The 26,373-nt window shown below is 54.9% G+C and carries 27 protein-coding genes; 14 read left to right on the top strand and 13 right to left on the bottom strand.

The features are described 5' to 3' along the window. Nucleotides 1-7: 7 nt before the first annotated feature. Nucleotides 8-1,021, bottom strand: coding sequence for an amidohydrolase family protein (locus ACAM29_RS18810; protein ID WP_369625057.1), 1,014 nt, complete (start codon nucleotides 1,019-1,021; stop codon nucleotides 8-10). A gap of 147 nt (nucleotides 1,022-1,168) precedes the next feature. Between ACAM29_RS18810 and ACAM29_RS18805 the strand changes: the two genes are divergently transcribed. The 8 genes from ACAM29_RS18805 to pobA all read left to right on the top strand — a co-directional run bounded on the left by ACAM29_RS18805 (nucleotide 1,169) and on the right by pobA (nucleotide 9,770). Next, entirely contained in the window at nucleotides 1,169-2,389 is a 1,221-nt protein-coding gene (locus tag ACAM29_RS18805; protein WP_369625056.1) for a LysR family transcriptional regulator, read from the top strand. Between the two features lie 150 nt (nucleotides 2,390-2,539). Then, nucleotides 2,540-3,493: a Gfo/Idh/MocA family oxidoreductase gene (locus tag ACAM29_RS18800; protein ID WP_369625055.1), complete on the top strand. Its 954-nt coding sequence runs from the start codon at nucleotides 2,540-2,542 to the stop codon at nucleotides 3,491-3,493. Between the two features lie 28 nt (nucleotides 3,494-3,521). Further along, nucleotides 3,522-4,517, top strand: coding sequence for an aldo/keto reductase (locus tag ACAM29_RS18795; protein ID WP_369625054.1), 996 nt, complete (start codon nucleotides 3,522-3,524; stop codon nucleotides 4,515-4,517). A gap of 59 nt (nucleotides 4,518-4,576) precedes the next feature. Further along, nucleotides 4,577-5,596: a TRAP transporter substrate-binding protein gene (locus ACAM29_RS18790; protein ID WP_369625053.1), complete on the top strand. Its 1,020-nt coding sequence runs from the start codon at nucleotides 4,577-4,579 to the stop codon at nucleotides 5,594-5,596. Between the two features lie 26 nt (nucleotides 5,597-5,622). Beyond that, nucleotides 5,623-6,135: a TRAP transporter small permease gene (locus ACAM29_RS18785; RefSeq protein ID WP_369625052.1), complete on the top strand. Its 513-nt coding sequence runs from the start codon at nucleotides 5,623-5,625 to the stop codon at nucleotides 6,133-6,135. Beyond that, the gene (locus ACAM29_RS18780) at nucleotides 6,132-7,418 is read left to right on the top strand and encodes a TRAP transporter large permease (RefSeq protein WP_354408439.1); all 1,287 of its coding nucleotides are present in this window, start codon (nucleotides 6,132-6,134) and stop codon (nucleotides 7,416-7,418) included. The genes ACAM29_RS18785 and ACAM29_RS18780 overlap by 4 nt, the downstream gene beginning before the upstream one ends. A gap of 72 nt (nucleotides 7,419-7,490) precedes the next feature. Further along, complete coding sequence (locus tag ACAM29_RS18775) at nucleotides 7,491-8,396, top strand: helix-turn-helix domain-containing protein (protein ID WP_369625051.1); 906 nt, start codon at nucleotides 7,491-7,493, stop codon at nucleotides 8,394-8,396. Nucleotides 8,397-8,549: 153 nt separating this feature from the next. Next, nucleotides 8,550-9,770 (top strand): 4-hydroxybenzoate 3-monooxygenase, encoded by a 1,221-nt coding sequence (pobA, locus tag ACAM29_RS18770; RefSeq protein ID WP_369625050.1) that lies wholly within the window; start codon nucleotides 8,550-8,552, stop codon nucleotides 9,768-9,770. A 125-nt stretch (nucleotides 9,771-9,895) separates the two neighbouring features. Here the strand turns inward: pobA and ACAM29_RS18765 are convergent, their stop codons facing one another. After that, nucleotides 9,896-11,827, bottom strand: a complete 1,932-nt coding sequence (locus tag ACAM29_RS18765) for an FAD-dependent monooxygenase (protein WP_369625049.1) — start codon at nucleotides 11,825-11,827, stop codon at nucleotides 9,896-9,898. 95 nt (nucleotides 11,828-11,922) lie between these two features. Between ACAM29_RS18765 and ACAM29_RS18760 the strand changes: the two genes are divergently transcribed. Beyond that, nucleotides 11,923-12,846: a LysR family transcriptional regulator gene (locus tag ACAM29_RS18760; RefSeq protein ID WP_354408447.1), complete on the top strand. Its 924-nt coding sequence runs from the start codon at nucleotides 11,923-11,925 to the stop codon at nucleotides 12,844-12,846. A gap of 163 nt (nucleotides 12,847-13,009) precedes the next feature. After that, nucleotides 13,010-13,555, top strand: coding sequence for a DUF3087 family protein (locus ACAM29_RS18755; RefSeq protein WP_369625048.1), 546 nt, complete (start codon nucleotides 13,010-13,012; stop codon nucleotides 13,553-13,555). 29 nt (nucleotides 13,556-13,584) lie between these two features. Here the strand turns inward: ACAM29_RS18755 and pqqE are convergent, their stop codons facing one another. The 7 genes from pqqE to ACAM29_RS18720 form a co-directional block, all read right to left on the bottom strand. Further along, the gene (gene pqqE / locus ACAM29_RS18750; protein WP_369625047.1) at nucleotides 13,585-14,748 is read right to left on the bottom strand and encodes a pyrroloquinoline quinone biosynthesis protein PqqE; all 1,164 of its coding nucleotides are present in this window, start codon (nucleotides 14,746-14,748) and stop codon (nucleotides 13,585-13,587) included. Further along, a complete protein-coding gene (pqqD, locus tag ACAM29_RS18745; RefSeq protein ID WP_091827333.1) occupies nucleotides 14,741-15,019 on the bottom strand; it encodes a pyrroloquinoline quinone biosynthesis peptide chaperone PqqD in 279 nt (92 codons plus the stop codon). The genes pqqE and pqqD overlap by 8 nt, the downstream gene beginning before the upstream one ends. Further along, nucleotides 15,012-15,770 (bottom strand): pyrroloquinoline-quinone synthase PqqC, encoded by a 759-nt coding sequence (gene pqqC / locus ACAM29_RS18740; protein WP_369625046.1) that lies wholly within the window; start codon nucleotides 15,768-15,770, stop codon nucleotides 15,012-15,014. Before pqqC ends, pqqD begins: the two co-directional genes overlap by 8 nt. Nucleotides 15,771-15,781: 11 nt before the next feature. Further along, entirely contained in the window at nucleotides 15,782-16,702 is a 921-nt protein-coding gene (gene pqqB, locus ACAM29_RS18735) for a pyrroloquinoline quinone biosynthesis protein PqqB (protein ID WP_369625045.1), read from the bottom strand. A gap of 69 nt (nucleotides 16,703-16,771) precedes the next feature. Continuing rightward, nucleotides 16,772-16,846 carry a pyrroloquinoline quinone precursor peptide PqqA gene (gene pqqA, locus ACAM29_RS18730; RefSeq protein ID WP_091827356.1) on the bottom strand — a complete coding sequence of 25 codons (75 nt, stop codon included), beginning with the start codon at nucleotides 16,844-16,846 and terminating at the stop codon, nucleotides 16,772-16,774. Continuing rightward, nucleotides 16,843-18,960 carry a PQQ-dependent dehydrogenase, methanol/ethanol family gene (locus ACAM29_RS18725; protein ID WP_369625044.1) on the bottom strand — a complete coding sequence of 706 codons (2,118 nt, stop codon included), beginning with the start codon at nucleotides 18,958-18,960 and terminating at the stop codon, nucleotides 16,843-16,845. Before ACAM29_RS18725 ends, pqqA begins: the two co-directional genes overlap by 4 nt. A gap of 10 nt (nucleotides 18,961-18,970) precedes the next feature. After that, complete coding sequence (locus ACAM29_RS18720; RefSeq protein ID WP_369625043.1) at nucleotides 18,971-19,846, bottom strand: transporter; 876 nt, start codon at nucleotides 19,844-19,846, stop codon at nucleotides 18,971-18,973. Nucleotides 19,847-20,019: 173 nt separating this feature from the next. On the opposite strand from ACAM29_RS18720, the gene ACAM29_RS18715 reads away from it, so the two are divergent. After that, nucleotides 20,020-20,919: a helix-turn-helix domain-containing protein gene (locus ACAM29_RS18715; protein WP_369625042.1), complete on the top strand. Its 900-nt coding sequence runs from the start codon at nucleotides 20,020-20,022 to the stop codon at nucleotides 20,917-20,919. Here the strand turns inward: ACAM29_RS18715 and ACAM29_RS18710 are convergent. After that, nucleotides 20,916-21,737, bottom strand: coding sequence for a winged helix-turn-helix domain-containing protein (locus ACAM29_RS18710; protein ID WP_369625041.1), 822 nt, complete (start codon nucleotides 21,735-21,737; stop codon nucleotides 20,916-20,918). The two genes, ACAM29_RS18715 and ACAM29_RS18710, sit on opposite strands and share 4 nt — an antisense overlap. Before the next feature lie 68 nt (nucleotides 21,738-21,805). On the opposite strand from ACAM29_RS18710, the gene ACAM29_RS18705 reads away from it, so the two are divergent. Next, complete coding sequence (locus tag ACAM29_RS18705) at nucleotides 21,806-22,369, top strand: Spy/CpxP family protein refolding chaperone (protein WP_369625040.1); 564 nt, start codon at nucleotides 21,806-21,808, stop codon at nucleotides 22,367-22,369. A 21-nt stretch (nucleotides 22,370-22,390) separates the two neighbouring features. On the opposite strand, the gene ACAM29_RS18700 is transcribed toward ACAM29_RS18705, so the two are convergent. From ACAM29_RS18700 to ACAM29_RS18690, 3 genes are all read right to left on the bottom strand, one after another. Further along, nucleotides 22,391-23,239, bottom strand: a complete 849-nt coding sequence (locus ACAM29_RS18700; protein WP_369625039.1) for a pirin family protein — start codon at nucleotides 23,237-23,239, stop codon at nucleotides 22,391-22,393. Nucleotides 23,240-23,357: 118 nt separating this feature from the next. Further along, complete coding sequence (gene arfB, locus ACAM29_RS18695; protein ID WP_369625038.1) at nucleotides 23,358-23,771, bottom strand: alternative ribosome rescue aminoacyl-tRNA hydrolase ArfB; 414 nt, start codon at nucleotides 23,769-23,771, stop codon at nucleotides 23,358-23,360. Beyond that, the gene (locus ACAM29_RS18690; RefSeq protein WP_369625037.1) at nucleotides 23,772-24,341 is read right to left on the bottom strand and encodes a hypothetical protein; all 570 of its coding nucleotides are present in this window, start codon (nucleotides 24,339-24,341) and stop codon (nucleotides 23,772-23,774) included. It abuts the gene before it with no gap. Nucleotides 24,342-24,487: 146 nt separating this feature from the next. Between ACAM29_RS18690 and ACAM29_RS18685 the strand changes: the two genes are divergently transcribed. Both ACAM29_RS18685 and ACAM29_RS18680 read left to right on the top strand, forming a co-directional pair. Beyond that, a complete protein-coding gene (locus ACAM29_RS18685) occupies nucleotides 24,488-25,039 on the top strand; it encodes a cytochrome c3 family protein (RefSeq protein WP_369625036.1) in 552 nt (183 codons plus the stop codon). A 10-nt stretch (nucleotides 25,040-25,049) separates the two neighbouring features. Then, a complete protein-coding gene (locus ACAM29_RS18680; protein WP_369625035.1) occupies nucleotides 25,050-26,372 on the top strand; it encodes a multiheme c-type cytochrome in 1,323 nt (440 codons plus the stop codon). Nucleotide 26,373 lies beyond the last annotated feature (1 nt).

The following is a 26,373-nucleotide window of genomic DNA, read 5'->3' as shown; positions in this document are numbered from 1 at the left end:
ACTCCTGTCAGGCCGGAATTTTCAGACGGCTGAATACACGACGACTGTTGTGCTCGAAGATGTCCTGCTTCTGCTCGACGGTCAGCGCCTTGTTACCATCGATGTAACGCTTGGTGTCATCGAAGAAATGACCGGTTTCCGGGTCGATACCCCGCACGGCGCCGATCATTTCAGAGGCGAACAGGATGTTCTTGGTCGGCACGATGTCCAGCAGCAGGTCGATACCGCGCTGATGGTAGACACAGGTGTCGAAATAGATGTTGTTCAGTACGCGCTCTTCCAGTTCAAAGCCCTGATCCAGCGCCAGACCGCGGAAACGCCCCCAATGGTAGGGAACGGCACCGCCGCCGTGCGGAATGATGATTTTAAGATCCGGGAAGTCCTTGAACACATCGGACATCATCAACTGCTGGAAGCCAGTGGTGTCGGCGCCCAGATAGTGGGAACCGGTGGTGTGGAAACAGTCGTTGCAGGCGGCACTGACGTGCACCATCGCCGGGATATCGTATTCGACCATTTTTTCGTAGATCGGGTAGAAGGAACGGTCCGCCAAGGAAGAGCCATTCCAGTGCCCCCCGCTGGGGTCCGGATTCAGGTTGATGCCGATGAAGCCCATCTGCTCAACGGTACGGATAATTTCCGGAACGGACTTGGCCGGATCAACGCCCGGAGACTGCGGCAGCTGTGCAACAGGGGCAAAGTTTTTCGGGAACAGATCGCAGACGCGACGGATCAGGTCGTTCTGGTGCTCGGTCCAGAACTGGCTGGTGTGTTCATTGCCGATGTGATGACCCATCCAGCTGGCACGCGGAGAGAAGATGGTCAGGTCGGTACCACGCTCCTGCTGCAGACGCAGCTGGTTCTTCTCAATGGTTTCACGGATCTCGTCATCACTGATGATGATCTGGCCTTTTTCACCGATGAAGTTGGGGTCCTTGGCAACGGCTTCTTTCTGCTTTTCGCGGTACTCACCCACCTGCGGAGGCGTGGTGGTGTAGTGACCATGGCAATCGATAATCATCTCGGGCACCTTATAAATCGCTTCTAACGCTCAATTTAAGTGCATCTAGTATTCGCCTGTGTAACAGGACTGGCTATTTCAATTTGGCCACAATACTATTGATTTTTGAGAACGCCCTATCAGGACACACCCTTCCCAGGAGGGACCATGCAGTTCACCATGCCCAACTTGAGACACCTGCGGGTATTCATGGAAGTAGCCAGATGCCGAAGTATCAGCAAAGCGGCACCACTGGTTTTCCTGTCTCAGCCCGCAATCACCCAAGCGATAGGAAAACTGGAAACACAGCTTGAAACCGACCTGTTTGAGCGCCATTCCAACGGCATGTTTCCCACTCCGTCCGGCGAAGCCTTGTATAACCGTGTCAGCCGCTGCATGGGGTATCTCGAGCGTGGTATCCGAGCCGCTCAAAAAAGCACCCAATCCCAGAATGGTGGCCCATCAAGCCTGCTTCCACTGCTGACAACGACACAGCTGAGGGCCTTGATCGCCATCACCGAAAGCCACAGTTTCAGCGTTGCCAGCCGCAACCTGGACCTGTCGCAATCATCTTTGCATCGCGCCGGGCGCGAGCTGGAACATCTGCTGGGTATCACATTATTCGAAAAGGCCAGGACTGGCATTACTCCCACACGTGCCGCCGAACTGCTGGCTCGAGCCGCCAAGCTCGGATTTGCCGAAATCAAGCAGGGCCATTATGAAATCAGCGCCCTGCAGTTCCGTGAAGTCGGCAGGATCACCATGGGCAGCATGCCCTTGGCCCGTACCTCTATCCTGCCGGATGTCATCAACCGCTTCAGCATGGCTCACCCGGATATCGGCATTAACGTGGTGGATGCACCTTATGACGACCTACTGTTTCACCTGCGCAATGGTGATCTGGACCTGCTGATCGGTGCACTGCGCTTTCCGCCCCCTGCCGATGATATTATTCAGGAAGAGTTATTGGCCCCACCGCTTGCCATCATCGGCCGCAAAGATCATCCACTTCGGCAACACCGTACGCTTACACTGGAGGATATTGGTCAATACGGTTGGGTTGTGCCTCGAATCGGAACACCCACACGTGCATTTTTCGACACCCTGTTCAGTGATCGCGGCGCCAAACAACCTACACGACTCGTTGAAACCAGTTCACAAATACTTATTCGAGAGCTACTTAGTGGCAGCGACCGACTGACCCTGATTTCGACCCACCAGGTAGAGCATGAATTGCGCCAGGGCATACTCGGGGTTATACCCTACTCTCTAAGCCATACAAGACGGCCCATAGGGCTTACACTGCGCCGTGACTGGCAACCCACACCGACACAAAGCCGTTTTATCAAAATGCTGAAAGAAGCGGCCTCACGTTATTCCGACATCTAAGAAACTCATCGCTTTGCAAAAATTGAATAGCACAAGAGGTTATTCAATTACTCAACTGCGTGGGCCGGTGGTAGATTTTGGTACAAATGCAACGCACTGGCGCAGCATTCCCTTATTTGATTTTTGGCTTCAGTATCAGGAGATACATGCATGAGACTGTGTGTAGCGGGCGCAAGCGGCGCCTTTGGCATGAAACATATGGACGCAATTGCTGCTATCGATGGCGCAACTGTTACCTCGGTTGTAGGCACCAAGATCGATGTGATCCGCCAGTTCGCTGAAGAACGCAACGTTCCCCACTACACCACTGACCTGGCCGAAGCTCTGGCGCGTGATGACGTTGACGGCGTCATTCTGGCCACACCGACTCAGTTGCATGCGTCTCAGGCGATCCAGTGCCTTGAGGCCGGCAAGCACGTCATGGTGGAAATCCCCATGGCTGACAATATTGAAGATGCGCGCAAGTTGGTTGAAGTGCAGAAAAAGACCGGCCTGGTTGCCATGGCAGGCCACACCCGTCGCTTCAACCCGAGCCACCAGTGGATCCACAACAAGATCCAGGCCGGTGAACTGAAAATTCAGCAAATGGATGTGCAAACCTACTTCTTCCGTCGCACCAACACTAATGCCAAGGGTCAGGCCCGTTCCTGGACCGACCACTTGCTGTGGCACCACGCCTGCCACACAGTTGACCTGTTCCAATACCAGACCGGTGAAAAAACCACCAAGGTGCAGGCGATGGAAGGTCCGCACCACCCGGACCTGGGCATCGCCATGGACATGAGCATCGGCATGAAGGCCGAAAACGGCGCGCTCTGCACTCTGTCTTTGTCATTCAACAACGACGGTCCTTTCGGCACCTTCTTCCGCTATATCTGTGACAACGGCACCTACATTGCCCGTTACGACGACCTGTACGACGGCAACGAAAACAAGATCGACCTGACCGGCGTGGCTGTCTCCAACAACGGTATCGAGTTGCAGGATCGGGAGTTCATCGCCGCCATTCGGGAAGGACGTGAGCCGAATTCCAGCGTGGCTCAATGTCTGCCTGCGATGGAAACCCTGCATCAACTGGAACAGTGCCTGCAGGCCGAGAGCTAATCATCCTGATATCGATGGAGGTCACCACATGAGCACAACGCTTAACAGCCACTTCAACCAGCCCGGCATCGGCCTTGGCTGTATGAATCTGTCACACGCTTACGGCACGCCATTGCCTGAAGCGGATGCGATTCAGGCATTACGTCAGGCGTTTGACATGGGGTATCGCCATTTCGATACCGCCACCCTTTATGGTGGCGGGCGCAACGAAACAGTGGTCGGCAAGGCTCTGAAGGATCAGCGTCAATCATTGTTCCTTGCCAGCAAGTGCGGCATGGCGATAGGTCAGGAAAGCGGCAAGAAAGAGATTGACGGCCGACCCGATACCCTGCGTGCCCAGTGCGAAGCCAGTCTGCGTCGCCTGCAAACCGACCACATCGATCTCTATTATCTGCACCGTCTCGACCCCAATACTCCGATCGAAGACAGTATCGGCGCCCTGTCAGACCTGGTACGCGAAGGAAAGATCGGCGCCATCGGTCTGTCTGAGGTCTCCGCAGCTACCCTTAAACGTGCCCAGCGCGTGCACCCGATTGCCGCCCTGCAAACCGAGTACTCACTCTGGTCTCGCAACGCCGAGATTGCGGTTTTGGATGCCTGCCGCGAATCAGGCACTGCCTTTGTCGCTTTCAGTCCTTTGGCGCGCGGGTTCCTGACCAACACCCTGCTGGACGTGGATACGCTGGTCGAAAAGGATATCCGCAACAACATGCCCCGCTTCTACAAGGAGAACTATCCGCAGAACCTGAACCTGCTGGAGGGATATGTTGCAATCGCCAACGAAGTGGACTGCTCACCAGCACAGTTGGCACTGGCCTGGGTTCGCTCCAAGGGCGACTTTATTGTGCCGATTCCGGGCACCCGTTTTGTTTCACACATGAAAGAAAACCTGGCTGCCGATAGCGTCAGTCTGACTGCAGATGTGGTCGCGCGTCTGGATCAATTGATCAACCAGAATACCGTTCACGGCCCTCGCTACAGTGCTGTACAGCAGGTCGAGATCGATACCGAGGAGTTTGTCTGACAAGCCTCCCCTCCGACACCCTCTACACAATCAATAACAACATCGCAGAGAGCATAATAATGAAAACAACACTCAAGAAAACCGTTACTGCTTTAACCGCATCCATTGCCATGACATCAGCTGCACAGGCTGCCGATGTTACACTGCGTTTTGCGCATTTCTGGCCAGCTGTTTCGCCAATTCACAAGGAAGTATTCCAGGGTTGGGCGGATGCCGTAGAGGCTGACTCCAATGGCCGCATTGAAGTTGAAATCTATCCCGGCGCCACTCTGTCGAAGCCACCTGCCCAGTATGATGCTGTCATAAACCGTATTGCCGATATGACGGCTACGGTGCAGGGCTATACCGCCAACCGTTTTCCACTGACTCAGGTTGTCGAGCTGCCGGGGGTCGTCAAGACCGCTGAGCAGGGGTCCTGTGTCATTCAGTCACTCTATGAGGAAGGGCTGATTGCCGATGAGTACAAGGATACCCGTCCACTGTTTCTGTTCACCCATGGTCAGGGGCATCTGCATCTGAAAGGCAAGGAGGTACGTGAACCCGCTGATCTCGCGGGCTTGCGTATCCGTCGCCCCACTTTGGTAGTCGGGTCAATGCTGGAAGGCCTTGAAGCTCAGCCCGTAGGCATGCCTGCACCGAATTCCTATGAGTCCATGCAACGCGGTGTAATCAACGGTGTGTCTCTGCCCTGGGAAGGCGTGAACTCTTTCCGCATCAACGAACTGGCAGACTCTCACACCGAAATCGGACTGTATAGCCTGTCGTTTATGGTGACCATGAACAAGTCCGTTTACAACAGCATGCCTGATGACCTCAAACAGGTTATCGATAAGCACTCCGGCCTGGAGCTGGCCAAGCAGTCCGGCAAGATCTTTGATCAGGTTGACGAGTTGGGCCGTGCCGAAGCTGTTGAGTTGGGCCACACTATGATCACTATTGAAGGCGGTGCAGAAAACCCGGCATGGAAGCCGGTTTTGGATGCTACCACTGAAAACTACCTGCAAGAGCTCGAAGACAAGGGAATGCCGGCACGCAATGTTTACAAGCGTGCCCTCGAGCTTTCCGAGCAGTGCCTCTAAGCCCTGCGTTCAGGTAGGAGTTTGTAATGTCTGGATTTGCCCGCCTGGTTGATGCCATCTGTCGAGGCATGCTGTGGATCAGTGCCATGATGCTAACCGCAATGATGCTGGTTGTACTGGCTGATGTTATCACCCGCGCACTGTTCAGGCTCACTGACGGCAGTTTCGATCTCACCTTCAATGGTGGGATCGAACTGGTCCGCTTTGCGCTGTTGTTTGCCATTCTATACGCCTTGCCCTGGTGCGTTGATCGTTCACAGGTAGTGGTTGACCTGTTCACAGAAAACCTCTCCGATCGTTCTAAGGCAGTGCTCGACACTCTGTGCTTTGCCGGCTACACACTATTGGCACTGGGCATGAGCATCCGCTTCTGGCATGCGGTCGAATCATCGCACCTCAGCGGCGAAACCACTCAGGATTTGATGTTTCCGATGTCCTACATTTTTGTTGCTACCCTGATCGGCACTGCCATGCTGGCATTGCGCTCACTTATGCTGACCAGCTCACAAATCGGTAAGGTAATGGGGTGTAAAGCATGAGCAGCTCCACTATAGGTTTTATCTGTATCGGCCTGATGCTGTTCATGCTGGCTATCCGCATACCTATTGCCTTGACCATGGCTATTGCAGGATTTGTAGGCTTCGCATGGATCATCGCCTTTGACCCAGCCATGGCCATCCTCGAAAGCGCTCCTTTCGAAACATTAACCAATTACAACTTCAGCCCCATCCCAATGTTCATTCTAATGGGTGTGCTGGCCTCCCGCTCGAACATGTCGAATCAGCTGTTCTCGGGGGCCCGGTCACTGTTTGGCGCATGGCGCGGCGGTATTTCGCTGGCAGCACTGATGTCCTGCGGTATCTTTTCGGCCATATCCGGCTCCTCTGTCGCTACGGCGGCCAGTATGTCTCGTGTGGCACTGCCCGAAATGCGTAAGCACGGTTACGCCGACTCGCTGGCAACCGGCACGCTGGCCGCCGGCGGCACACTGGGCATCATGATTCCTCCTTCTATCGCCCTGCTGCTGTATGCGTTGATTACCGAGCAGTCTGTGGGTGACATGTTTATGGCAGGCCTGATTCCAGGCCTTCTGGGACTTGTGCTGTACTGCGTCACCGTTACCGTTTTGGTGCGTCTAAAACCTGAACTGGCTCAGCCGGGCGAAGCAACCTCCCTGATGCAAAAGCTGGCAGGGCTCAAGGGTCTACTGCCATTTACCAGTGTGTTCGTTATCATCATCGGCGGGATCTATCTTGGCCTTTTCACCCCCACTGAGGCAGCTGCAATAGGTGCGTTCTGTACTCTGATGATTGCCATTCAGCGCGGCATGCGCTGGACTGGTTTTGTCGATGCATTGAAAGAAACACTTGTCACCTCCGCCATGATCTTCTTCATGATTCTGGGCGCAGAGATTTTCGGCTTTTTCCTGAGTGTATCGCGCATCTCGTTTGAGTTGGTGGAGTATGTGGATGCTCTGAACCTTTCTCCCTTTATGGTGTTGTTCGCCGTTCTTGTGCTGTTCATGCTGCTCGGTTGTGTTATGGACAGTATCGCCATGCTGCTGCTGACCGTTCCTGTTGTATTCCCGCTGATACAGGCGGCTGGCTTTGATCCGGTATGGTTCGGTGTGGTTGCTGTCATCACCGTTGAGCTGGGGTTAATCACTCCCCCAGTTGGGATGAATGTGTTCGTAATCAAGGCCTTTGCCAAGGATGTGTCGATCGGATCCATATACAAAGGGGTAATGCCGTTTGTGCTGTCAGATCTCGTTCGCCTTGCCTTGATCATAGCCTTCCCTGTGCTGGCTCTGGGGCTGGTGTAACAAAGCACCCTGGGCTTGAGGCTACCAATAACGGCCTCAAGCCCCTCTACTTTCAACCGGAGGCCTCACATCATGCATACGGCGGCTTCGTCTCGCCTATCGGGCATATCGACCTATTCACTCTACAGCGAGGCGCCCTCTCTCAAAGATCCCGAGTTTTTCCATATCGAGGATATCAAGTCCCGTGCGCGCCTTTTCAACTGGAACATCGGAATTCACAGCCACCCGCGCATGTTCCAACTGGTTTACGTGCACAGCGGTGCTGTTCGCGCTCACCTTGACGGCCAGGAGCATGCCTTTGAAGGCCCCTGTCTCTTTACCATTCCTCCATCGGTCGCACATGGCTTTGAGTTCGAGCATGATGTTACAACCGGCTTTGTAATTACATTATCGCGGCTGTTAATAAGCGAAGACCGTATGGGGCGAAGCTTAAACCTTCAGGAAGAGCTGATGCGCTCTGCACACGCAATACTGTTATGCGATCACCAGGCAGATCAACGGTTCATTGACCAAACACTTGAACAACTCGTGTATGAATACAGTCATAACCAGCCGGGCAAACAGCAGTTGTTCGAGTGTCTGCTATTCTCGATCTTGATCAAGATGGGGCGTCATTTACATGCCGACCGTCGTCAACGCAGTGTTAGCCAATATGAAACCCGTTATCAGCAACTGTGTGAACTGATCGAAAAGCACTACCGGGAACACCAGCCCTGTCAGTTTTATGCAGAGGCTTTATGTACAACCACTATTGGTCTTAACCGGGCATGCAAGGCGGTTGCCGGCAAGAGTGCCGGGGACTTGATTCAGGATCGTTTAGCGCTTGAAGCCCAGCGCATGCTGATCTATTCATCGGCACCTGTGTCATTGATTGCCTATGAGCTGGGCTTTTCTGACCCAGCCTACTTTTCGCGCTTTTTCAAACGTCGTATCGGCACCACTCCATCCGTGTTCCGTGAACACCGCGAACAAAGCTGAAGCGAACCCACCCACACATTGCGATGCTAACTCAGTGTTTGAAATGTACCTGCAAGCGTCGACTTTCTCCATTCATCGAGAGTGCTCTGTATTGAATCATAGTGACTGGGTGAACACCCCTTTCAACATGATCCAATATTATAAGAGAACGCCATGAAAACACTTCAGACTCAGGTAGCTATAATTGGTGCGGGCCCTTCCGGCCTGCTGCTCGGACAACTTCTGGCGCGCAAGGGAATCAGCAATATCATCGTAGAACGTGTAACTGGCGATTACGTCCTTGGCCGTATTCGTGCTGGCATTCTGGAACAGGGATTTGTCGACCTGGTACGTGAAGCAGGTGTAGCCGAACGGATGGATAGTGAAGGCCATGTGCATGAAGGTGTTGAACTGGTTGTCAACGGCGAACGCACCCGTATAAATCTGAAAGAACTGACCGGCGGTGATGTGGTCGTCTGCTACGGTCAGGTCGAGATTACGCAGGACCTGATGGAGGCACGGCAGGCTGCAAAACTGGACACCTACTACGAAGCCAGCGACGTTCAGCCCCATGATGTAAAGGGAGACAAGCCTTTCATTACCTTTACCCACGACGGTGAAGAGTATCGTCTGGACTGTGACTTCATCGCTGGCTGTGATGGCTTTCATGGCGTGTCACGTCAGACCATTCCCGAAGATGTGCGCACCGAACATGAACGTGTATACCCGTTCGGTTGGCTGGGATTGCTGTCCGATACCCCACCTTGCCATGATGAATTGATCTACGCCAAGAGCGAACGAGGTTTTGCACTGGCCAGCCAGCGCTCCGAGACCCGTTCACGCTACTACCTGCAGGTACCGTTGACCGACAAAATCGAGGACTGGTCTGACGAAGCTTTCTGGGATGAGTTGAAGAAGCGCTTGCCAGACGAAATTGCCGCCAACGTAGTCACCGGCCCCAGCATCGAAAAGAGCATCGCTCCTCTGCGCTCTTTCGTCTGCGAACCCATGCAGTATGGCAACCTGTTTCTGGTAGGTGATGCTGCTCACATCGTCCCGCCCACTGGTGCCAAAGGTCTGAACCTGGCGGCATCCGATGTAGCCACACTCTATAAAATTCTGACACGCGTGTACGAGACCGGTGACCGCCGTTTCATCGAGCAGTACTCTGAAATAGCACTGCGCCGTGTGTGGCATGGAGAGCGTTTCAGCTGGTGGATGACCAACATGATGCACGACTTCGGTGACGAAGTGAGCAACAACGGTGTTGATGGCCTGATGTTCACACGCTTTATGGAATCCGAGTTTGATTACTACCTGAACTCCGAGAACGGTCGCAGGGTTATTGCCGAACAGTACGTAGGCCTGCCCTACGAAGAGCTGAAAGAGTATTAATAACAACGAGCGCATATCTGAAAGCATGCCTTTCAGAACTTATTTTTCATGAAAAAGGGGGGCAGGATAGTAATGCTATCCTGCCCCCCTTTTTTCAATTACCGGCAAGGGTCCTATTGCTGAAATCAGGCCTCCAGCAACACATTGCTGAAGAAATCACAGAACCCCTTGTAGTCATCCAGTGGCAGTACCTCCGCCACATATTGATCCGGGCGTACAATCACTACACACCCCTGCTTTTTGTCGATACCGCGCATATCGTAGATGTTCTTGCCACCGCCGGACGATTCCGGACGGCTGTCGACACAGAATACCTTTTCGAAGTCGCGCAGACCGTACTTGCCCTTGCGCGGTGCCAGCACTGGGTGCAAGGTGTCGGTTTCAACTGCCTGATGGTGTTGCTGGAATACGGCACGTACGTCAATGACGGAATCCGCGTCGGCACCGGCCGGTGTGTACTTTTTCAGCGGCGAATTGACATCGTTGGTCAGGAACTCGCACAGCGCCCTGACGCCGCACTGATCGGACATCGGTTCAGCATTGCCGGCAAAGGCGTACACGCGGTAGGCACCATCGGCCAGATGGCAGTGCCCCAGTTGCATCGGCTTGGCGTCACCCTGACGCACCACCGGTGCAGAGTGGAAACGCTTGCCCACAGTCAGACCAGTTGCCAATGATTGATGCGCACCTTCGCTGACTATGATCGACGGACGGTACTGAATGGAAACACCTGCGGTGTACTCACCAAACAGCTGGAAGTAGCTCTGGAACTCGGCCGGATCAACACCGTCCGGGTTCTCGGCTGACTTCGGCTTGGCGCTGAACATGCGTGAAAACTCGCGGTCGAAATCGATCAATGCCTGACCGTACTCGCGACGCTCGTCGGAATAGGTTTTGAGGATATCTTCATTGGCCAGACCGGTCAGCACGTGCGCCAGTTTCCAGCCCAGATTCCAGGTATCCATTACCGAGGTGTTCAGACCCTGACCCGCTTTCGGGCTGTGGGTGTGGCAGGCATCGCCGGCCAGGAACACACGCGGCATGAGGCCTTCGTCGGAGTCGTCAAACGCGGTGGTGATGCGCTGACCGATTTCGTACACGCTCCACCAAGCGACTTCTTTCACGTCCAGGGTGTAGGGCTTCATCACACGGTTGGCAGCGGCAATAAGCACATCAGCTGTCATCTGATCACGGGCTACACGCTGGTTTTCGTTCAGCTTGTCCAGCTCGATATACAGACGCACCATGTAACCACCCTCACGCGGGATGATCAGCATGTTGCCTTCGTTGTTGGAGTGAATCAGTGACTTGAGACGGATATCCGGGAAATCGGTGTTGAGCAGTACATCCATCACGCCCCAGGCCTGGTTAAGCGCATCGCCGACCAGTTCCTTGCCAATGGCGGTACGCACGCTGGAGCGAGCACCATCACAGCCGACCACGTACTTGGCCTTGACGGTTTCCACCACTTGGCTGTACTGGGAGAAGTTCACCAGACGCTCGACTGTCGCGGTTACCGGATACTCACCGCCGTTGTGATCAATCTCCAGATCCAAAAGGCGACGCTGATAATGCGGCTCAACCTTGCTCGGGCTCTGGCGCATCACATCCAGGAACATGTCGTGCACACGTGCCTGGTTGATGATCAGATGCGGCATTTCAGACAGATCATCGGCCACATCCTGTACCTTGCTGCTGCGAGCGATCTGATCCGGATTGTCGGCATCCGGTTTCCAGAACGCGGCCTCATTGACCTGATAGGCTTCCTGGATGATCTGATCGGCAAACCCGTAAGCCTGGAACATCTCTACGGTACGGCAGGCGATACCATCAGCCTGACCGACCAGCAGACGATCATCTTTCTGGTCAATAATGGCAATATCGAGGCCGAACCTGGACAGTTGAGCCGCCAGATTCAGACCGGCAGGGCCACAGCCCACGATCAGGACATCAACCTGATCCGGCAGCGGGCGCTTGATCGGTGGTGCCACGACTGCATCCTGCGGATCATTGAAACGAGGGTCGCCTGGATGAAAACCATTAAGATGAAACTGCATTGGATGTTCTCCTCTATTTATTGTGCGAATCACTTTAAACAGATTCATCTATCAGTAAAAATAGGTTTTTAACACCAGACTAAAAGAAAACGTATATGAACCCCAATTTGCTGCAGCAACTGGCGATAGTCGTCAAACAGGGCTCTATCAGCCGCGCCTGCGAACAGCTGTACATTACCCAACCTACCCTGACACGCAGCATCAAACAGCTGGAAATGAAAGTGGGCGCCCCTTTACTCATCCGCACCCGCTACGGCGTCGAACCCACTGAGATAGGCGCACGACTGGCTCAGATTGGCGAGCGCATACTGGCGGAGTCGGAACATGGTAAAGAGATAATCAGGCAGTGGCACAGTGGTTACCACCACGAGTTCGTCATCGGCATCGATCCTTTGCTTGAGTTCGCGGCGGTCAGTCGACTGACATCCGAGCTACTGCGTGAGAATCGGTTTGTGTTTCATCTGCGCACCGCTTCCGCAGCAGCTCAGATCGAGATGTTACAGGAAGGCAAGCTTGACTTTCTGATTTCACACGCCCACCTGTCGGTGGCACAAAGCGCACTACAGCGCGAAATTCTGTTTCGCGACCGTACTGGCATCTTTGCCGGAAAGCTGTCAAAGCTGATAGGACGTCAACTGCCGGTCTCTCGTGAAGAAATGGCACAACACCGCTGGATGATCGCCGGTGCAAGTGCTGGCTTTCTCGATACCCAACGTGCACTGACAGAACCACAGGCCGCAAGAATGGCACTGACCGGAAGTATCCGCTCGCTGCTGCACCTGCTCAACACCACCGATCTGCTGGTGCGTCTGCCGGCACGACTGACGTTGATGACCGGTGAGGTAGCACCGGAACAGATGATCAAGGTAGAAGGCCAACCCGGCCCCCGGCGCGACCTGGCACTCTGGTCACGAGCCGAGCAGGAGGGACGCCCGGAAATGCTCAGGGTTCAGGAGCTACTGAGCCGGCTGATCACTGAGCTGGACCACGATACCCCTTGCTACGGGCTGGATCTTTGACATCATTAATTATCACAACGTGTTCGATTGGGTTCTGCAGCTCACGAGTATTGCCCACACCAATATCCTGGCGCAGATCCAGGTACCTTTATCATTTTGCTGCCGCTTTGCCACTCGAACGATTCCTGTTACCCTCAGCACGATATTTCTGCGCGAGCCTACCATGTCTGCCCCCTTTACCCTTGAACCCCGCAACCCCGAGCAGTTCCGTCAGGAAACCCGCAAGAGCAACCTGATAGTGATGGGCACTTTTGCCGTCACCGCCATGATCCTCGCCACGCTCAGCGTGAAAGTTTTTGGCAGCCCTGAAGGGGGTAACTTCCGCTGGAATCTGGCCGGCGTGATTGCCGGTGTCGTTGTGACCAGTGCGATTTTCAGGCTGGTTTATCTACAACAGCCCTGGATGGAATCAGCCCGCTACAACTGGCAACTCAAGCGTTGCCTGATGAGCCTGACCAACATTATGCACCAGCTTAAGGCGGGCGTTGAGGCACAAGACCCGGTGGCAACGAAAGCGATGCGTTTCTATCACCAGGGTCTGGAGCAGATGTATCGGCTCGAAAACCACGAAAGCGCCTTGGCCGATCTGCTGCCAGAGAGCCGAGCACACGCAACCCGACTTGAAGCGCTGGGTATCGACACCGATCAAAGCACCTTTGATCCCGAGTGGGTCGAACAGCTGAAAGCGGCCTATAAGAAAAAGCCCTGATGCTGGGCTAATGTCATTCAGTTGCCTTTTCACCCACGCGCAAACACCCGTGAGTTGCGTTCGTTGCGGAAGGTGATCGGCGTATCCTCACCGCTCTGCTCGGCAGCGGCACGGGCATCGAGGATCGTCTGGTGATGCGGTGATTTGCTGCACACCGGGTCCGCTGCGTTCATATCACCGGCCAGCATATAGGCCTGGCAGCGACAGCCGCCCAGATCGTTTTCCTTTTCGTCACAGGAGCGGCAAGGCTCTTGCATCCAGTCATCGCCGCGGAAGTGGTTAAACCCGAACGACTCGTGCCAGATATGCTGCAGGGTATTGTTCTTCACATTGGGGAACTCGATCGGCAGCATGCGGGCACTGTGGCATGGCAAGGCGGTGCCATCCGGCGTCACGGTGAGGAAGATTTCGCCCCAGCCGTTCATGCACTTCTTCGGCCGCTCTTCGTAGTAATCAGGCGTGACGAAGATCAGTTTGATCGGGTTACCTTCGGCCGCGAGTTTTTCACGGTATTCGTTGGTGATGCGCTCGGCCCGCTCCAGCTGCGCTTTTGTAGGCAGCAGCGCCCCCTTGTTTTCGTAGGCCCAGCCGTAGTACTGGCAGGTGGCCAGTTCGACAAAGTCCGCTTCCAGCTCCACACACAACTCAATGATGCGGTCGATCCGGTCGATGTTGTGCTTGTGGGTGACGAAGTTGAGCACCATGGGGTAGCCCTGGGCCTTCACTTCACGGGCCATTTTCAGCTTCTGCTGGAACGCCTTGTCGGAGCCGGCCAGCATGTTGTTGACCGTTTCGTCAGAGGCCTGGAAGCTGATCTGGATATAGTCCAGCCCCGCCTCACGGAAGGCGGCGATGCGGTCCGCATTGAGCCCGATGCCGGAGGTGATCAGGTTGGTGTAGTAGCCCAGCGAACGTGCCTCGGCGATCAGCTGTTCCAGATCCCGACGTACCAGCGGCTCGCCACCGGAGAAGCCGAGCTGCGCCGCGCCCATCTTGCGGGCCTGACGGAACACCTCGATCCACTGATCGGTGGTGAGTTCTTCGCCATGGGCGGCAAAGTCCAGCGGGTTGCTGCAGTAGGGGCACTGCAGCGGGCATTTGTAAGTCAGTTCCGCCAGCAGCCAGAGCGGTTGGCTCGGGTGCTGGGGTGTCTGCTGTTGTGTGGACGCGTGTTCAGACTTGAGCTCAGACATAGCCGATCCAGTTCTGCTCATGGGCAATCGCCAGGAACTCCAGTACATCCGGCCCCAGTTCACCGGCGTCAGGGAAGCGGGTTTCCAGTGCCTGAATGATGGCGGCGCAGTCCTGCTCGCCATTCACTTCACTGAGGATGGCGCCGGCGCTGTCATTCAGTTTGATCATCCCTTCCGGATACAGCAGCACATGGCAGTTCTGCGCCTCTTCCCACTGGAAGCGGAACATGGCGTTCAGCTTTGGGATTTGGTCCAGCGCCGGTTTAGTCATTGAACAGTCCTCGGTGGTATACCTTTTCCGGCGTCACGGTATGGAACGGCGGACGCTCCAGTTCGTACGCCATGGTCATGGCATCGAGCATACTCCAAAGCACATCCAGCTTGAACTGCAGGACCTCCAGCATCCGCTCCTGCTGCGCGCGGGTGGTGTAGTGATCCAGGGTGATCTGCAGGCCGTGTTCCACATCGCGGCGTGCTTCGGTGAGGCGGTTGCGGAAGTACTGGTAGCCCTCGGCCTTGATCCACGGATAGTGCGTGGGCCAGGTATCCAGACGGGACTGGTGAATATGCGGGGCAAACAGCTCGGTCAGCGAGGAGCTGGCCGCTTCCTGCCAGGTGGCGCGGCGGGCGAAGTTGACGTAGGCATCCACGGCGAAGCGTACGCCGGGCAGGACATACTCATGGGACAGGATCTCCTCGCGGGACAGCCCCACGGCCTCGCCCAGTTGCAGCCAGGCTTCGATGCCGCCGACGGCACCGTCGTACCCGTCATGGTCCATGATCCGCTGCAGCCACTGACGACGCACGTCGCGGTGCGGACAGTTGGCCAGAATGGCGGCATCCTTGAGCGGGATGTTGACCTGATAGTAGAAGCGGTTGGCGACCCAGCCCCGGATCTGCTCCGGGGTCGACTCACCGGCATACATGGCCACATGGTAGGGGTGGTGAATGTGGTACAGATCGCCCTTGGCGCGCAGGGCCTGTTCGAATTCGCTGCGGCTCATCGGTTCACGGTTGCTCATGTAGGCTCTCCTCAGAGTTCAATGCTCATGCCGTCAAAGGCGACCTCGATCCCGTGTTCGTTCAGCACGCCGCGCTCGGGCGAGTCCTCGATCAGGATCGGATTGGTGTTGTTGATGTGGATCAGGATCTTGCGGGGCTTCTCCAGGGTATCCAGATAGGCGATCATACCCGCCTCCCCGGACTGTGGCAGGTGCCCCATGTGCACGCCCAGCTTGTCACCGACGCCGGCGTGGATCATCTCGTCCTCGCGCCAGAGGGTGCCGTCCACCAGCAGGCAGTCGGCCTGCTCCATGATCGGGCGCAGGTGGTCCTCGATCCGACCCAGCCCCGGAGCGTAGAACAGGGAACGGCCGGTGGCGTCGTCCTTGAGCAGAATGCCGATGTTGTCACCGGGATGCGGGTCGTTGCGGTGCGGCGAGTACGGCGGCGCGCTGGAGCGCAGCGGCACGGCGGTCAGGGTAATGCCCGGCACCTCGGCAATGGTGAATTCGTTATAGGGCTGGTCACTGGGGATCTGGTGCCACTTAAGGCCACCGTTCCAGTGCTCCAGCATGTTGAACACCGGGAAGCCGGTGCTCAGGTCCTGCTTGACCATGTCGGTGCAGTAGACCTGATGCGGACAGCCTTCGCGCAGCAGCAGCAGGCCGGTGGTGTGGTCGATCTGGCTGTCCATCAGGACAATGGCGGCAATGCCGGTATCACGCGTGCCCTGTTTCGGCTGCAGCGGCGCGAAGCTTTCCAGCTGAGCGCGGATATCCGGTGAGGCGTTGAACAGAATCCAGTCGGTGCCGTTGAGGCTGGCCGCGATGGAAGATTGAGTACGGGCCCTGGCGTTGAGGGTGCCGTCGCGCAGGCCTTTGCAGTTGTCGCAGTTGCAGTTCCATTGCGGAAAGCCGCCCCCGGCGGCGGAGCCCAGTATCTGTATTTTCATTATTGTGTGTATCCGCTGGGGTAAAAAAGGATCGGTAAGCAAAAGCGGCCCCGAAGGGCCGCAGGGTGCTCAGCGGTTGGCGAAGTACATGGTGACTTCGAAGCCGATGCGCAGATCAGTGTAGGCAGGTTTGGTCCACTTCATTTGGTTTCTCCCTTGTTGCGTTGTTCAAGCTCTTGCAGAGTTTGGTGTGCACGATGAATCACATAGGATTTGATCGCCTGTGCATCCGTCGCATCGATCACATCATCAAACGGCACCATGCCCCTGTTTTTGTAAAGACCATCCAGCACGATGGCTTCCCAGTTCTGGAAGGTCCAGTCCGATGCATAACGCAGGTCCGGTATCACACCACCACTGACGGCAGAGTCACCGTGACAGGTAGTGCAGTACGTCTGGTACTGCTTCTGGCCGAATTGCACGGTTTCAGCATCAGCCGTTGCCGGTGGGGGTGTCAGTGGCTTGTTAACCTGTTTGAACTCAGGCAGCTGTGCCTTGCCACCCAGACCAAACACCAGCAGACGGTTGGTTTTGGTCGCCAGAGATTCGGACAGAAGCTCACCACCGACCACCAGCGGTACGGCACCACCCCAGCCTGCCATGATGGCAACATACTGCTTGCCGTTGACGCTGTAGCTCACAGGGGCAGCCACAATGCCGGTCTGGGCGAACCAGGACCATTTTTCCTCACCGGTCTGAGCGTCGAACGCCTTGAAATTGCCCTTGCCGTCGCCCTGGAACACCAGACCGCCGGAGGTGCTCAGCGTACCGCCGTTCCAAGGAACGGGCTGATCCACACCCCAGGCTTCTTTCTGCGCAATCGGGTCCCAGGCAACCAAACGGCCCTTGGTAGCGGCCTTGATGGCAGACTTGATAGCCGGATCCTGCGGCATGGCAGCCGCATTCAGGTCGGCACCCAAGTTGACCTTCTTCTCGCCCGGATCAAAGTTGGTGTCCGGCACGTACGGGAAGCCCATTTCACGTGTCGGGAAGTACACCAGTCCGGTTTCGGGGTTGAAGCTCATCGGCTGCCAGTTGTGGCCACCGAAAGGTGAAGGTGCTGCGATCCAGGGCTTACCGGTGGTGCCGTAGCGTGCTTCAGGTACGATCTGGGGGCGACCGTTTTCGTCGAAGCCGGTCATCCAGTTCACATTGACGTAGTTTTTGGCAGAGATGAACTTGCCCGTCACACGGTCCAGAACGTAGAAATTACCGTTTTTCGGCGCCTGCATCAGTACCTTGCGCAGCTGCCCATCAATCTCCAGATCCGCCAGGATCATGTGCTGGGTGGCGGTGTAATCCCACTCTTCGCCGGGTGTTGTCTGATAATGCCAAACGTATTCACCCGTATCCGGGCGCACCGCGACGATGGAAGACAGGAACAGGTTATCACCCTCGCCATTGCTGCGAATTTCACGGTTCCAGGGCGAGCCGTTGCCAACCCCCACATACAGAAGATCCAGTTCCGGGTCATAGGCCATGGAGTCCCAGGCGGTACCACCCCCGCCCAGTTTCCACCACTCTCCGCTCCAGGTAGAGGCTACTTCCTTCAGGATCGGACTGGTCTCTTTGGCAGGATCGTCCGGCACCGTGTAAAAACGCCAGACCTGATCACCGGTCTCGGCATCGTAGGCGGAGAAGTAGCCGCGCACACCGAACTCTCCACCGCCGTTACCGATCAGCACCTTTCCTTTCACCACGCGAGGCGCGCCGGTGATGGAGTAATACTTGTCCGGATCGGTGGTCTGGACGGTCCAGACCGGTTTGCCGGTATCGCGATCCATTGCAATCAGGCGACCATCCAGCGTCCCCATATAGAGGTTGTTGCCCCAAGCCGCCAGGCCTCGGTTGACGGCATCACAGCACAGTTTGATCCCGACCGCTCGATCCACTTCCGGATCAAAGTCCCACAACAACTCACCACTGACTGCATCGAACGCATACACATGGTTCCAGTTGCCAGTAGTGTAAAGTACGCCATCAATCACCAGAGGCGTCGCTTCCAGTCCACGGGTAGATTCAAACTCGTGGTACCAGCTCAACCCAAGCTGGTCGACGGTTTCAGTATTGATCTGCTGCAAAGGACTGAAACGCTGCTCACGGTAATCACGCCCATGGGTCAGCCAGCTGCCCGTTTCCGAGGCGGCTTCAACCAAGCGATCGGCGGTAACCGGTGCAGCAAACACAGGCTGAAATGAAGCCCCTGCCAATACCGCAACCAAGGGCAGTGTATGTAATACAGAATGAATACTGCGCATAGTCACCTCCTCAGAACGGGATCGCCAGACGCAGGGTCACGCCATCTGTTTCAAAACCGTTTTCCACGCTAAGGTCACGGGTATATTCTGCCTGTAACTGGAAGTCCTGACCCACCCAATGGGTGTAGCCAATGCTCATGGTGTCGGTATCCATCTCATTATCCAGTGACATGCCATTAACGGACTCTTCACCACCAATCTGCTTCACATAGCGACCCCAGACATAACGCCCCGGACCCACATCGTAGGACAACATGGTGTTGAAGCGGTAAGCTTCATCCTTGGAGAGGGTGGAGTTGCCAAGGTAGTCATCGTTGTCGCCATACCACTCCACCTCACCGATCACGTCCAGATACAGCTTGTCGGTGAGACCCTTGGTATAACCGGCCTGCAAAACATAGCTCCAGCGGTTGGCGCCCACATTCACAGCTTTGTTGGAATCATATTCACCAGTCGGCATATAAATGAACGGGGTTATGCCGAACCACTGCTTGTTTTCGTTATCCGCCAACGGCCAGAAGGTGGAGCCAAAGAAAATGTCACCCACACCCTGACTGTCCTGTCCCGCCATGCCCACATCAACATCGACAATCGGCACAATCACCTGGGGGTCAGCCGGCATGCCCAGCAGCTCGGTGTAATGGATGAAACGCTGAATCAACGCGTTGGCCTCAAAGCCCGCGTTATTGGCTACAGTATTGCCATCTGCATTTACCTTATCGGCACTGCGGTGATCCAGATAGGTAACGGACAGATTAACCCCAGCAGGCGCAGGGATATAATCACGAGGATGAACCGTCTCGGCGATGGCCATAACCTGTTGGGAAACGAAGAGCGAGCTGGCCAGCACAGCGCCAGACAACAGTGTTTTCTTATAATATGTCATGGTTTCACTCCAGTATGTTGACTGGAGCAGATTAATGAGTCCTTAAGGCCGCTTAAATATTCTGTTTCCAACCTGTTTGTAACAAATTGAAACGCAATGTAACAAATTATTTACATTTGATTAACCCTGAAACATGGTATAGCATTGCATTAATAAAATAATGACAATAAGCCATGACAAAAGATCGCATAATATCTCCCAAAGGGCGACTTGAGCTTATTCCTTTCAGCCCTACCAAAACCAATTACACTCATTCTTCAGGCAAAATTCTGATTGAAGAGTACTCGCCCCTGCCTCGCGTCGATCTTACTCTTCCCGAGATGGACCATCATGTTCTTATTTTAAATAATCAGCCACCTGCATGCGAAGTGCTGTATAACTGCTCGGGTGAGCGCTACAGGGGCGTCTGGCAAAATAATGACTTTGCACTCGTTCCGGCTTTCAGTGAAAACGAGTGGGTGATCGATGAAGAGAACTCAACTTGTATCCACTTCCTTATTCCAACAACAGAACTGAAACTTTTTGCAGAAGAGGAAGCTGAAATAAATGGTGGTAATATCGAGATGGATCTTTTCTTCAATCGACAGGACGAAGTATTGAAAAGCCTTTCGACACTGCTTTACCATGAAATGCAGCAGAGTTATTACCACGGTACAACCTACGTTGAAAGCCTGGAAAAGGCGCTGATTTCACACCTGATACAGCACTATACGAACACATCTCTGGCACTGACCAACACCCCTGATATCCCATCCCACCGCTACACCAGGGTGACTGAATATATCGATGCCCACCTGGGGCAGAAAATCACATTGAACGAACTGGCAGCTCTCTGTCACTGCACACCTCATCACTTCTCGCGTGCATTCAAGCGTGATATGGGCATCACCCCCCACCGCTTCATTATCCGGCGCAGGGTGAACGCTGCCATAAAGCTGATTAGATCACAGGGAAGAAGTGGGTTGTCACTGTCAGCCATTGCTGATCTGTGTGGCTTTACCGATCAGAGCCACATGACCCGACATATCAAGCAGGAAACCGGAGCGACCCCGATGGAGATCAGGCGCAGTTAGTTAAGTATCAGCGTGTAGCCAACCCCTCTCACATTTTCAATTGCAGGCCCCTGATACTGCTTTTCTTTTCTAAATCGACATCTCAGCTTTGAAACCAATACATCGATTGACTTATCAGTTGGATCCCAATCTCTTTTAAAAACATATCTGGAGATCTCACTTCGCGTAATAATATCACCCTGCCTTTTCAACAACAGCTCCAAAAACCTGTACTCTTTCTGGCTAATTCTGAAAGACCGTCTATCGGGTGATACAACAACACTCATATTCTTCTGAAAAACCCAATTTCCAAATCGAATATTGTTTTTTTCATCATGATTGCCAAAGCGATCTATCCAGCGCTTTGCCGATCGAATCTGCAAGCAGAAAAAGGTATCGTATTCCAGACCTTCGTGAAAATCATCCACTCCTGCATTACGCAATATATATTCATCAGCCCTGCTCAGATTATTGGCTGCAAGTATAATTGGCACACTGGAACATGAACGTATTCCAAGAACAGATTCCATACTATCCTTATAGCCTGCAGAAGATATCAGAATAACAAGGCTTTCTCGGGTATCCAAAAGCGCCTGATATTTTTTCAACAAGGTACTATCAACCTTACCCGTTATTACACACTCAGGCCGGACGCAAAAATCAGTTTCGATCTGATCGCAAATAGCCATCGCAGGCACATCTGAAAATATAATGATTTTCATACATTCACCAGATCTTATAGTTATAGTCATGGCAAATTTACCCTTGATACGCTCTCTCTGTATTGCACAATCTTGATCGGTTTTAGTAGATTTCTGCAGCCCCTCCTGCTTGCGCATGACCCAGCCTGTGCCATGCTTGGAACACGCGATATTCAACGCTGAACAAACTACGCAAGGAGATCGTCATGAATACGCACACGATGGCCCGCTCACTGCTGGGTCTGGCACTGGGTCTGGGCCTCAGTGCATCGGTTTCAGCTCAGGGTTCCATGGGGATGGGCGCTGGTCCACACATGCAGGGGCAGGGACCGGGCATGATGGGCGGTTATGGTTCCATGATGGGATATGGCATGGGAATGGGCATGATGCATGGCGGCCCGATGATGGGTGGTATGGGCATGATGCCCTGTCCGATGATGGGAGGCCTTCAGGGGGGGGCCGGATATGCTGTCGAGCTGGACGAAGCGCAACAGAAACAGATGAGCAAAATACAGGAGCAGCTCTGGCAACAGCAACAATCCCACATGCAGGAGATGCAGGCCCACCAGCAGGAAATGATGAAGCTTTACCAGGACGGTCAGCCTGACAGCAAACAGCTGCTGCAGGCACACAAGCAGATGCAGGAACGTCAGCTGAAACTGTTTGAGGCACGCCTCAAGGCACAGGACGAGATGAATAAGGTGCTGACCGAAGAGCAGCGCCAGCAGATGTGGCAGCTGCAGCGTCAAATGTTCCGTCCTTGGCAGTAACGCCCGTTTTGGCAACGGGCGCTAGACCAGCGTCCCGTTGCGATAGTCATTGATCGCCTGATCAATCTCTTCCGGCGTATTCATGACGAAGGGGCCGTATTGTGCAATCGGCTCGTTAATCGGTTGCGCCGCCAGCAGTAACAGCGCTGCCCCTTCCGGACCCGCCTGCAGCTGGATCAGCTCACCTTCACCCAGCTCGGCCGCCTCATGCAGATTCAACCCTGCATCGTACATCTGTGCGCTACCTTCAAACAGATACACGAATCCGGCTCTGTCATCCTGCAGGGGCACACTGAACGTGGTATTGGCCGGCAACCTCAAATCCAGCATCAAAGGAGCTCGACTGATGCCGCTGACGGGACCCGAATAGGTCTGTCCGTTCAGCGTGATATCGCCCGCGATCAGTTTCACACGCGCCCCTGTCTGCAAGTCCTCAATATTGGTGATCTCCTCAGCTGCAAATTCCTGGTATCGCGCCGGAGTCATTTTTTCGGCTGCCGGCAGATTGATCCAGAGCTGAAAACCGCGCATCAGGCCCTCCTGCTGCTCTGGCATCTCTTCATGGATAACGCCACGTCCAGCGGTCATCCATTGCACGCCTCCGCTGCCCAGTACAGCCTCATTACCCAGATGGTCTCGATGGCGCATCTGCCCATCAAGCATGTAGGTGACGGTCTCGAAACCGCGATGAGGGTGAGCCGGGAAGCCGGCAATGTAGTCGTCCGGGTTATCGGAGAAAAAACAGTCCAGCATCAGAAAAGGATCGATACGCTGGCCGGGAGACTGGCCTACACTGCGCAGCAGACTTACACCGGCACCGTCACGGCTGGGGCGGGCTGTGATACGGCGCTTAATGGTACGGTCGGTCATCTCAAGACTCCTCGTGCACGGGGCAACGCTGATATGAATGGAATGACCCCATTATTGTATCTACCATGCAGATCAGGAATAGTAAAAAACAGCGATTAAAGATCAGTTTTGTTGATGATCAGGAATCAACCTTCCCACGCATCGACTTGATATTGCCGCGCTGCTTTTTCTTCTCGATCCGCTTGCGCTGTGAACTTCGAGTGGGTCGTGTCGGGCGTCGCGCTTTCTCCACCCGCGTCACACTGCGAACCAGCTCGACCAGCCGTTGCAGCGCATCTTCACGATTCTGTTCCTGAGTTCGGTACTGCTGCGCCTTTATCACGACCACCCCATCCTGAGTGATGCGGCTGTCGTTGGATGCCAGCAGCCTCTCCTTGTAGAACTCGGGCAGAGACGAGGCATGGATATCAAAACGCAGATGGATCGCACTGGCGACCTTGTTCACATTCTGACCGCCAGCCCCTTGAGATCGAATCGCATTGAGCTCGACTTCACTGTCGGCAATGCTGACGGCATTGGATATCTGTAACACTTAACGCTCCTGCTGTTCAGTACGAATTACCGCCAGCGAGACCATGGCCTGAATGGCCGCGTCAGATTCACGGGCCGTCGTCAGAGTCAATTGCAGTTGCTGCAGCGCTGCTGGAGCCGCCCAACGCCAGGCTCGCGTGTATGCCTCTCCGTTGAGTGGAGTATGTGTCGATTCATCCAGCACCTGCTGTACTTCCAGCGGCTCCGGTGCCGTTTTGGCCAAAGTGGCAAACCAGCGGCCGGTACTGTCCGGATCAGCTCTGCGCGCCATCACCGCGCAGAGATTGTCGCCGGCCGGAAGTGTGAGCACAAACTGGCCGAACTGACCTTCATAGGGCACCGGCCAGGCATCACCTTCACGCCCCTGCAAAAAAGGGGCTGCCTGTTGCACAGACAGTTTGGGCAGCCCCTGCTCTATCAGATTCGCCCTCAACGCACCATAGTCATCAAAATGCTTCAGGCAGAACGACATGTACACTTTCTGCAGAAACAGGGCGCGCTCTTCAGCATGAGCTGTAGTCGGTATCAGCATCAGGAGGGTTAGCAGCGCCGAAGGCAATTTCAATGTCACGGGTGTAATCCTTGCTTAAATGTTTGACACCAGTTTGAACGCTGGCAACAGGTCAGGCAAGCCGCATAAATCTGACAACCCTGATGTTATCAACTAGGCTGCAGGGCATAACAATAAAACATGCATTTTGCAGGGATATTAGCGCCATGTTCTGGATCAAGGCACTACTGATACTGACACTGGCCGGGCTTGGCATCGTGGTCAGCTGGGCGGTGACGGATACCGCGCTCAACATGACATCTGACCAGCAGTTCTGTGGCAGCTGTCACAGCATGAAACCGATGCAAGCCTCCTTCCTACGCGATCCCCATGGTGGCCGCTCCACCACTGGCGTGCAGGCATACTGCTCCGACTGCCACCTGCCCCATGACAACTATGTGAGCTACCTGTTTCAAAAAGCCCGCAGCGGTGCCTGGGATGTATGGATGGAGTTTGTCATCGGTGCCGAGGACGTGGACTGGCACGCCAAACGGTTACGCGCCAACGAATATGTCTACGATTCCGGCTGCCTGAAATGCCACAACAACCTGCAGTCCGGCTCTGAGCTCGACAACGCCCAATTCGTCGCTCACAAACCTTACTTTCTCGGCACTATTCAGGACCAGTGTGTCGATTGCCACCGCGTCGGTCATACCGACCTGGAACGCTTCCTGCCCCCGCCCCCGCAACTCTCGCCCATGCCCGCGACTGAAGGATGAGGAAACTGTCATGAGACTGATCAGAATACGCTGGTTACTGCTGCTGAGCCTGATACTCGGTCCTGCCCCCCTGCTTGCTGAAGAGGGCGGTGGCATCGACATGAATCCGGTACGCAGCATCGTATTCAGCAAAAGCCTGACCGAGCTGGACCAGAAGTGTGTCAGCTGCCACCAGGATGAGCACCCCGGTGTTGTGGCCGACTGGAAGAAGAGTCGCCATAGCCATGTCGGTGTGGGCTGTAATGACTGCCACGCTGCCAACAAGGGAGATGTGGATGCCCAGCTGCATGCCGAGGAAGGTCTCAGCAACGTCTATATCACACCGCTGGTCTCGCCCGACACCTGCGGTCGCTGCCATGCCCAGGAACAGGATGAGTTCAATCACAGCGGTCACTTCCGCGCCTATCGTCAGATCATTCCAAAGAACAGTCTGCACGCGCTGGTTAAGTTCCATGAAGGTCGTGATAACCCCGAACTTGGCAACGCCCCGGACGAGACCGGCTGCATGCAGTGCCACGGCACCGAGATCAAGCTGATGGCCGATGGCAAACCTGATCCGTCAACCTGGCCCAACTCCGGTATGGGCAACATCTATCCGGACGGGGCAACCGGCAACTGCGGTGCCTGCCACACCCGCCACCGTTTCTCGCTGGCTGAAGCGCGCAAGCCAGCCGCCTGCGCCAGTTGCCACATGGGGCCTGACCATCCCGATATTGAAGTATTCGAGAACAGCAAGCACGGCCAGATATACGCGACAGAAGGCCATGAGTGGACCTGGGACAGCCCCGCCGATGGCTGGGAGCCCGGTGACTATCGCGCCCCCACCTGTGCCACCTGCCACATGAGCGGTATTGGCAAACTCGGCTCCACCCACAACATTACCGAACGCTTGTACTGGAACCTCTGGGATGAGCGTTCCGAGAAGCGCAACTCCACTGACGTGATGAGTCCGTTGCTGGGAGATGGGGATCGCGGTCGCAAGCTGATGATGCAGGTCTGCAGCTCCTGTCACGGTGAGTCACACACCAAGGGCTTCTTCGCTCAGGGTGACAAGGCCGTCATGCTCTACAACGTGGAATATTATGACCCTGCCAAGAAGATGCTGGAGGATCTGAGAGCCAAGGGACTGCTTAAAGAGAATCCATGGACCGATGAGTTCCAGATTACTTTTTACCACCTCTGGCATCACGAAGGCCGTCGCGCCCGTCATGGAGCCATGATGGCAGGCCCGGACTACGCTCATTGGCACGGTTTCTTCGAGCTGCAGCAGGACATGTACAAGCTGGAAGCACTGTATGAGAAACGGATCAAAAGTGGAAAAATAGAGGACTGAC

The organism is Marinobacterium sp. BA1, assembly GCF_041155135.1.
In the GTDB taxonomy this organism is placed as follows: domain Bacteria; phylum Pseudomonadota; class Gammaproteobacteria; order Pseudomonadales; family Balneatricaceae; genus Marinobacterium; species Marinobacterium iners.
Note: the sequence above shows the minus strand (reverse complement) of the source record. Positions and strands in the feature narration are given on the sequence as shown.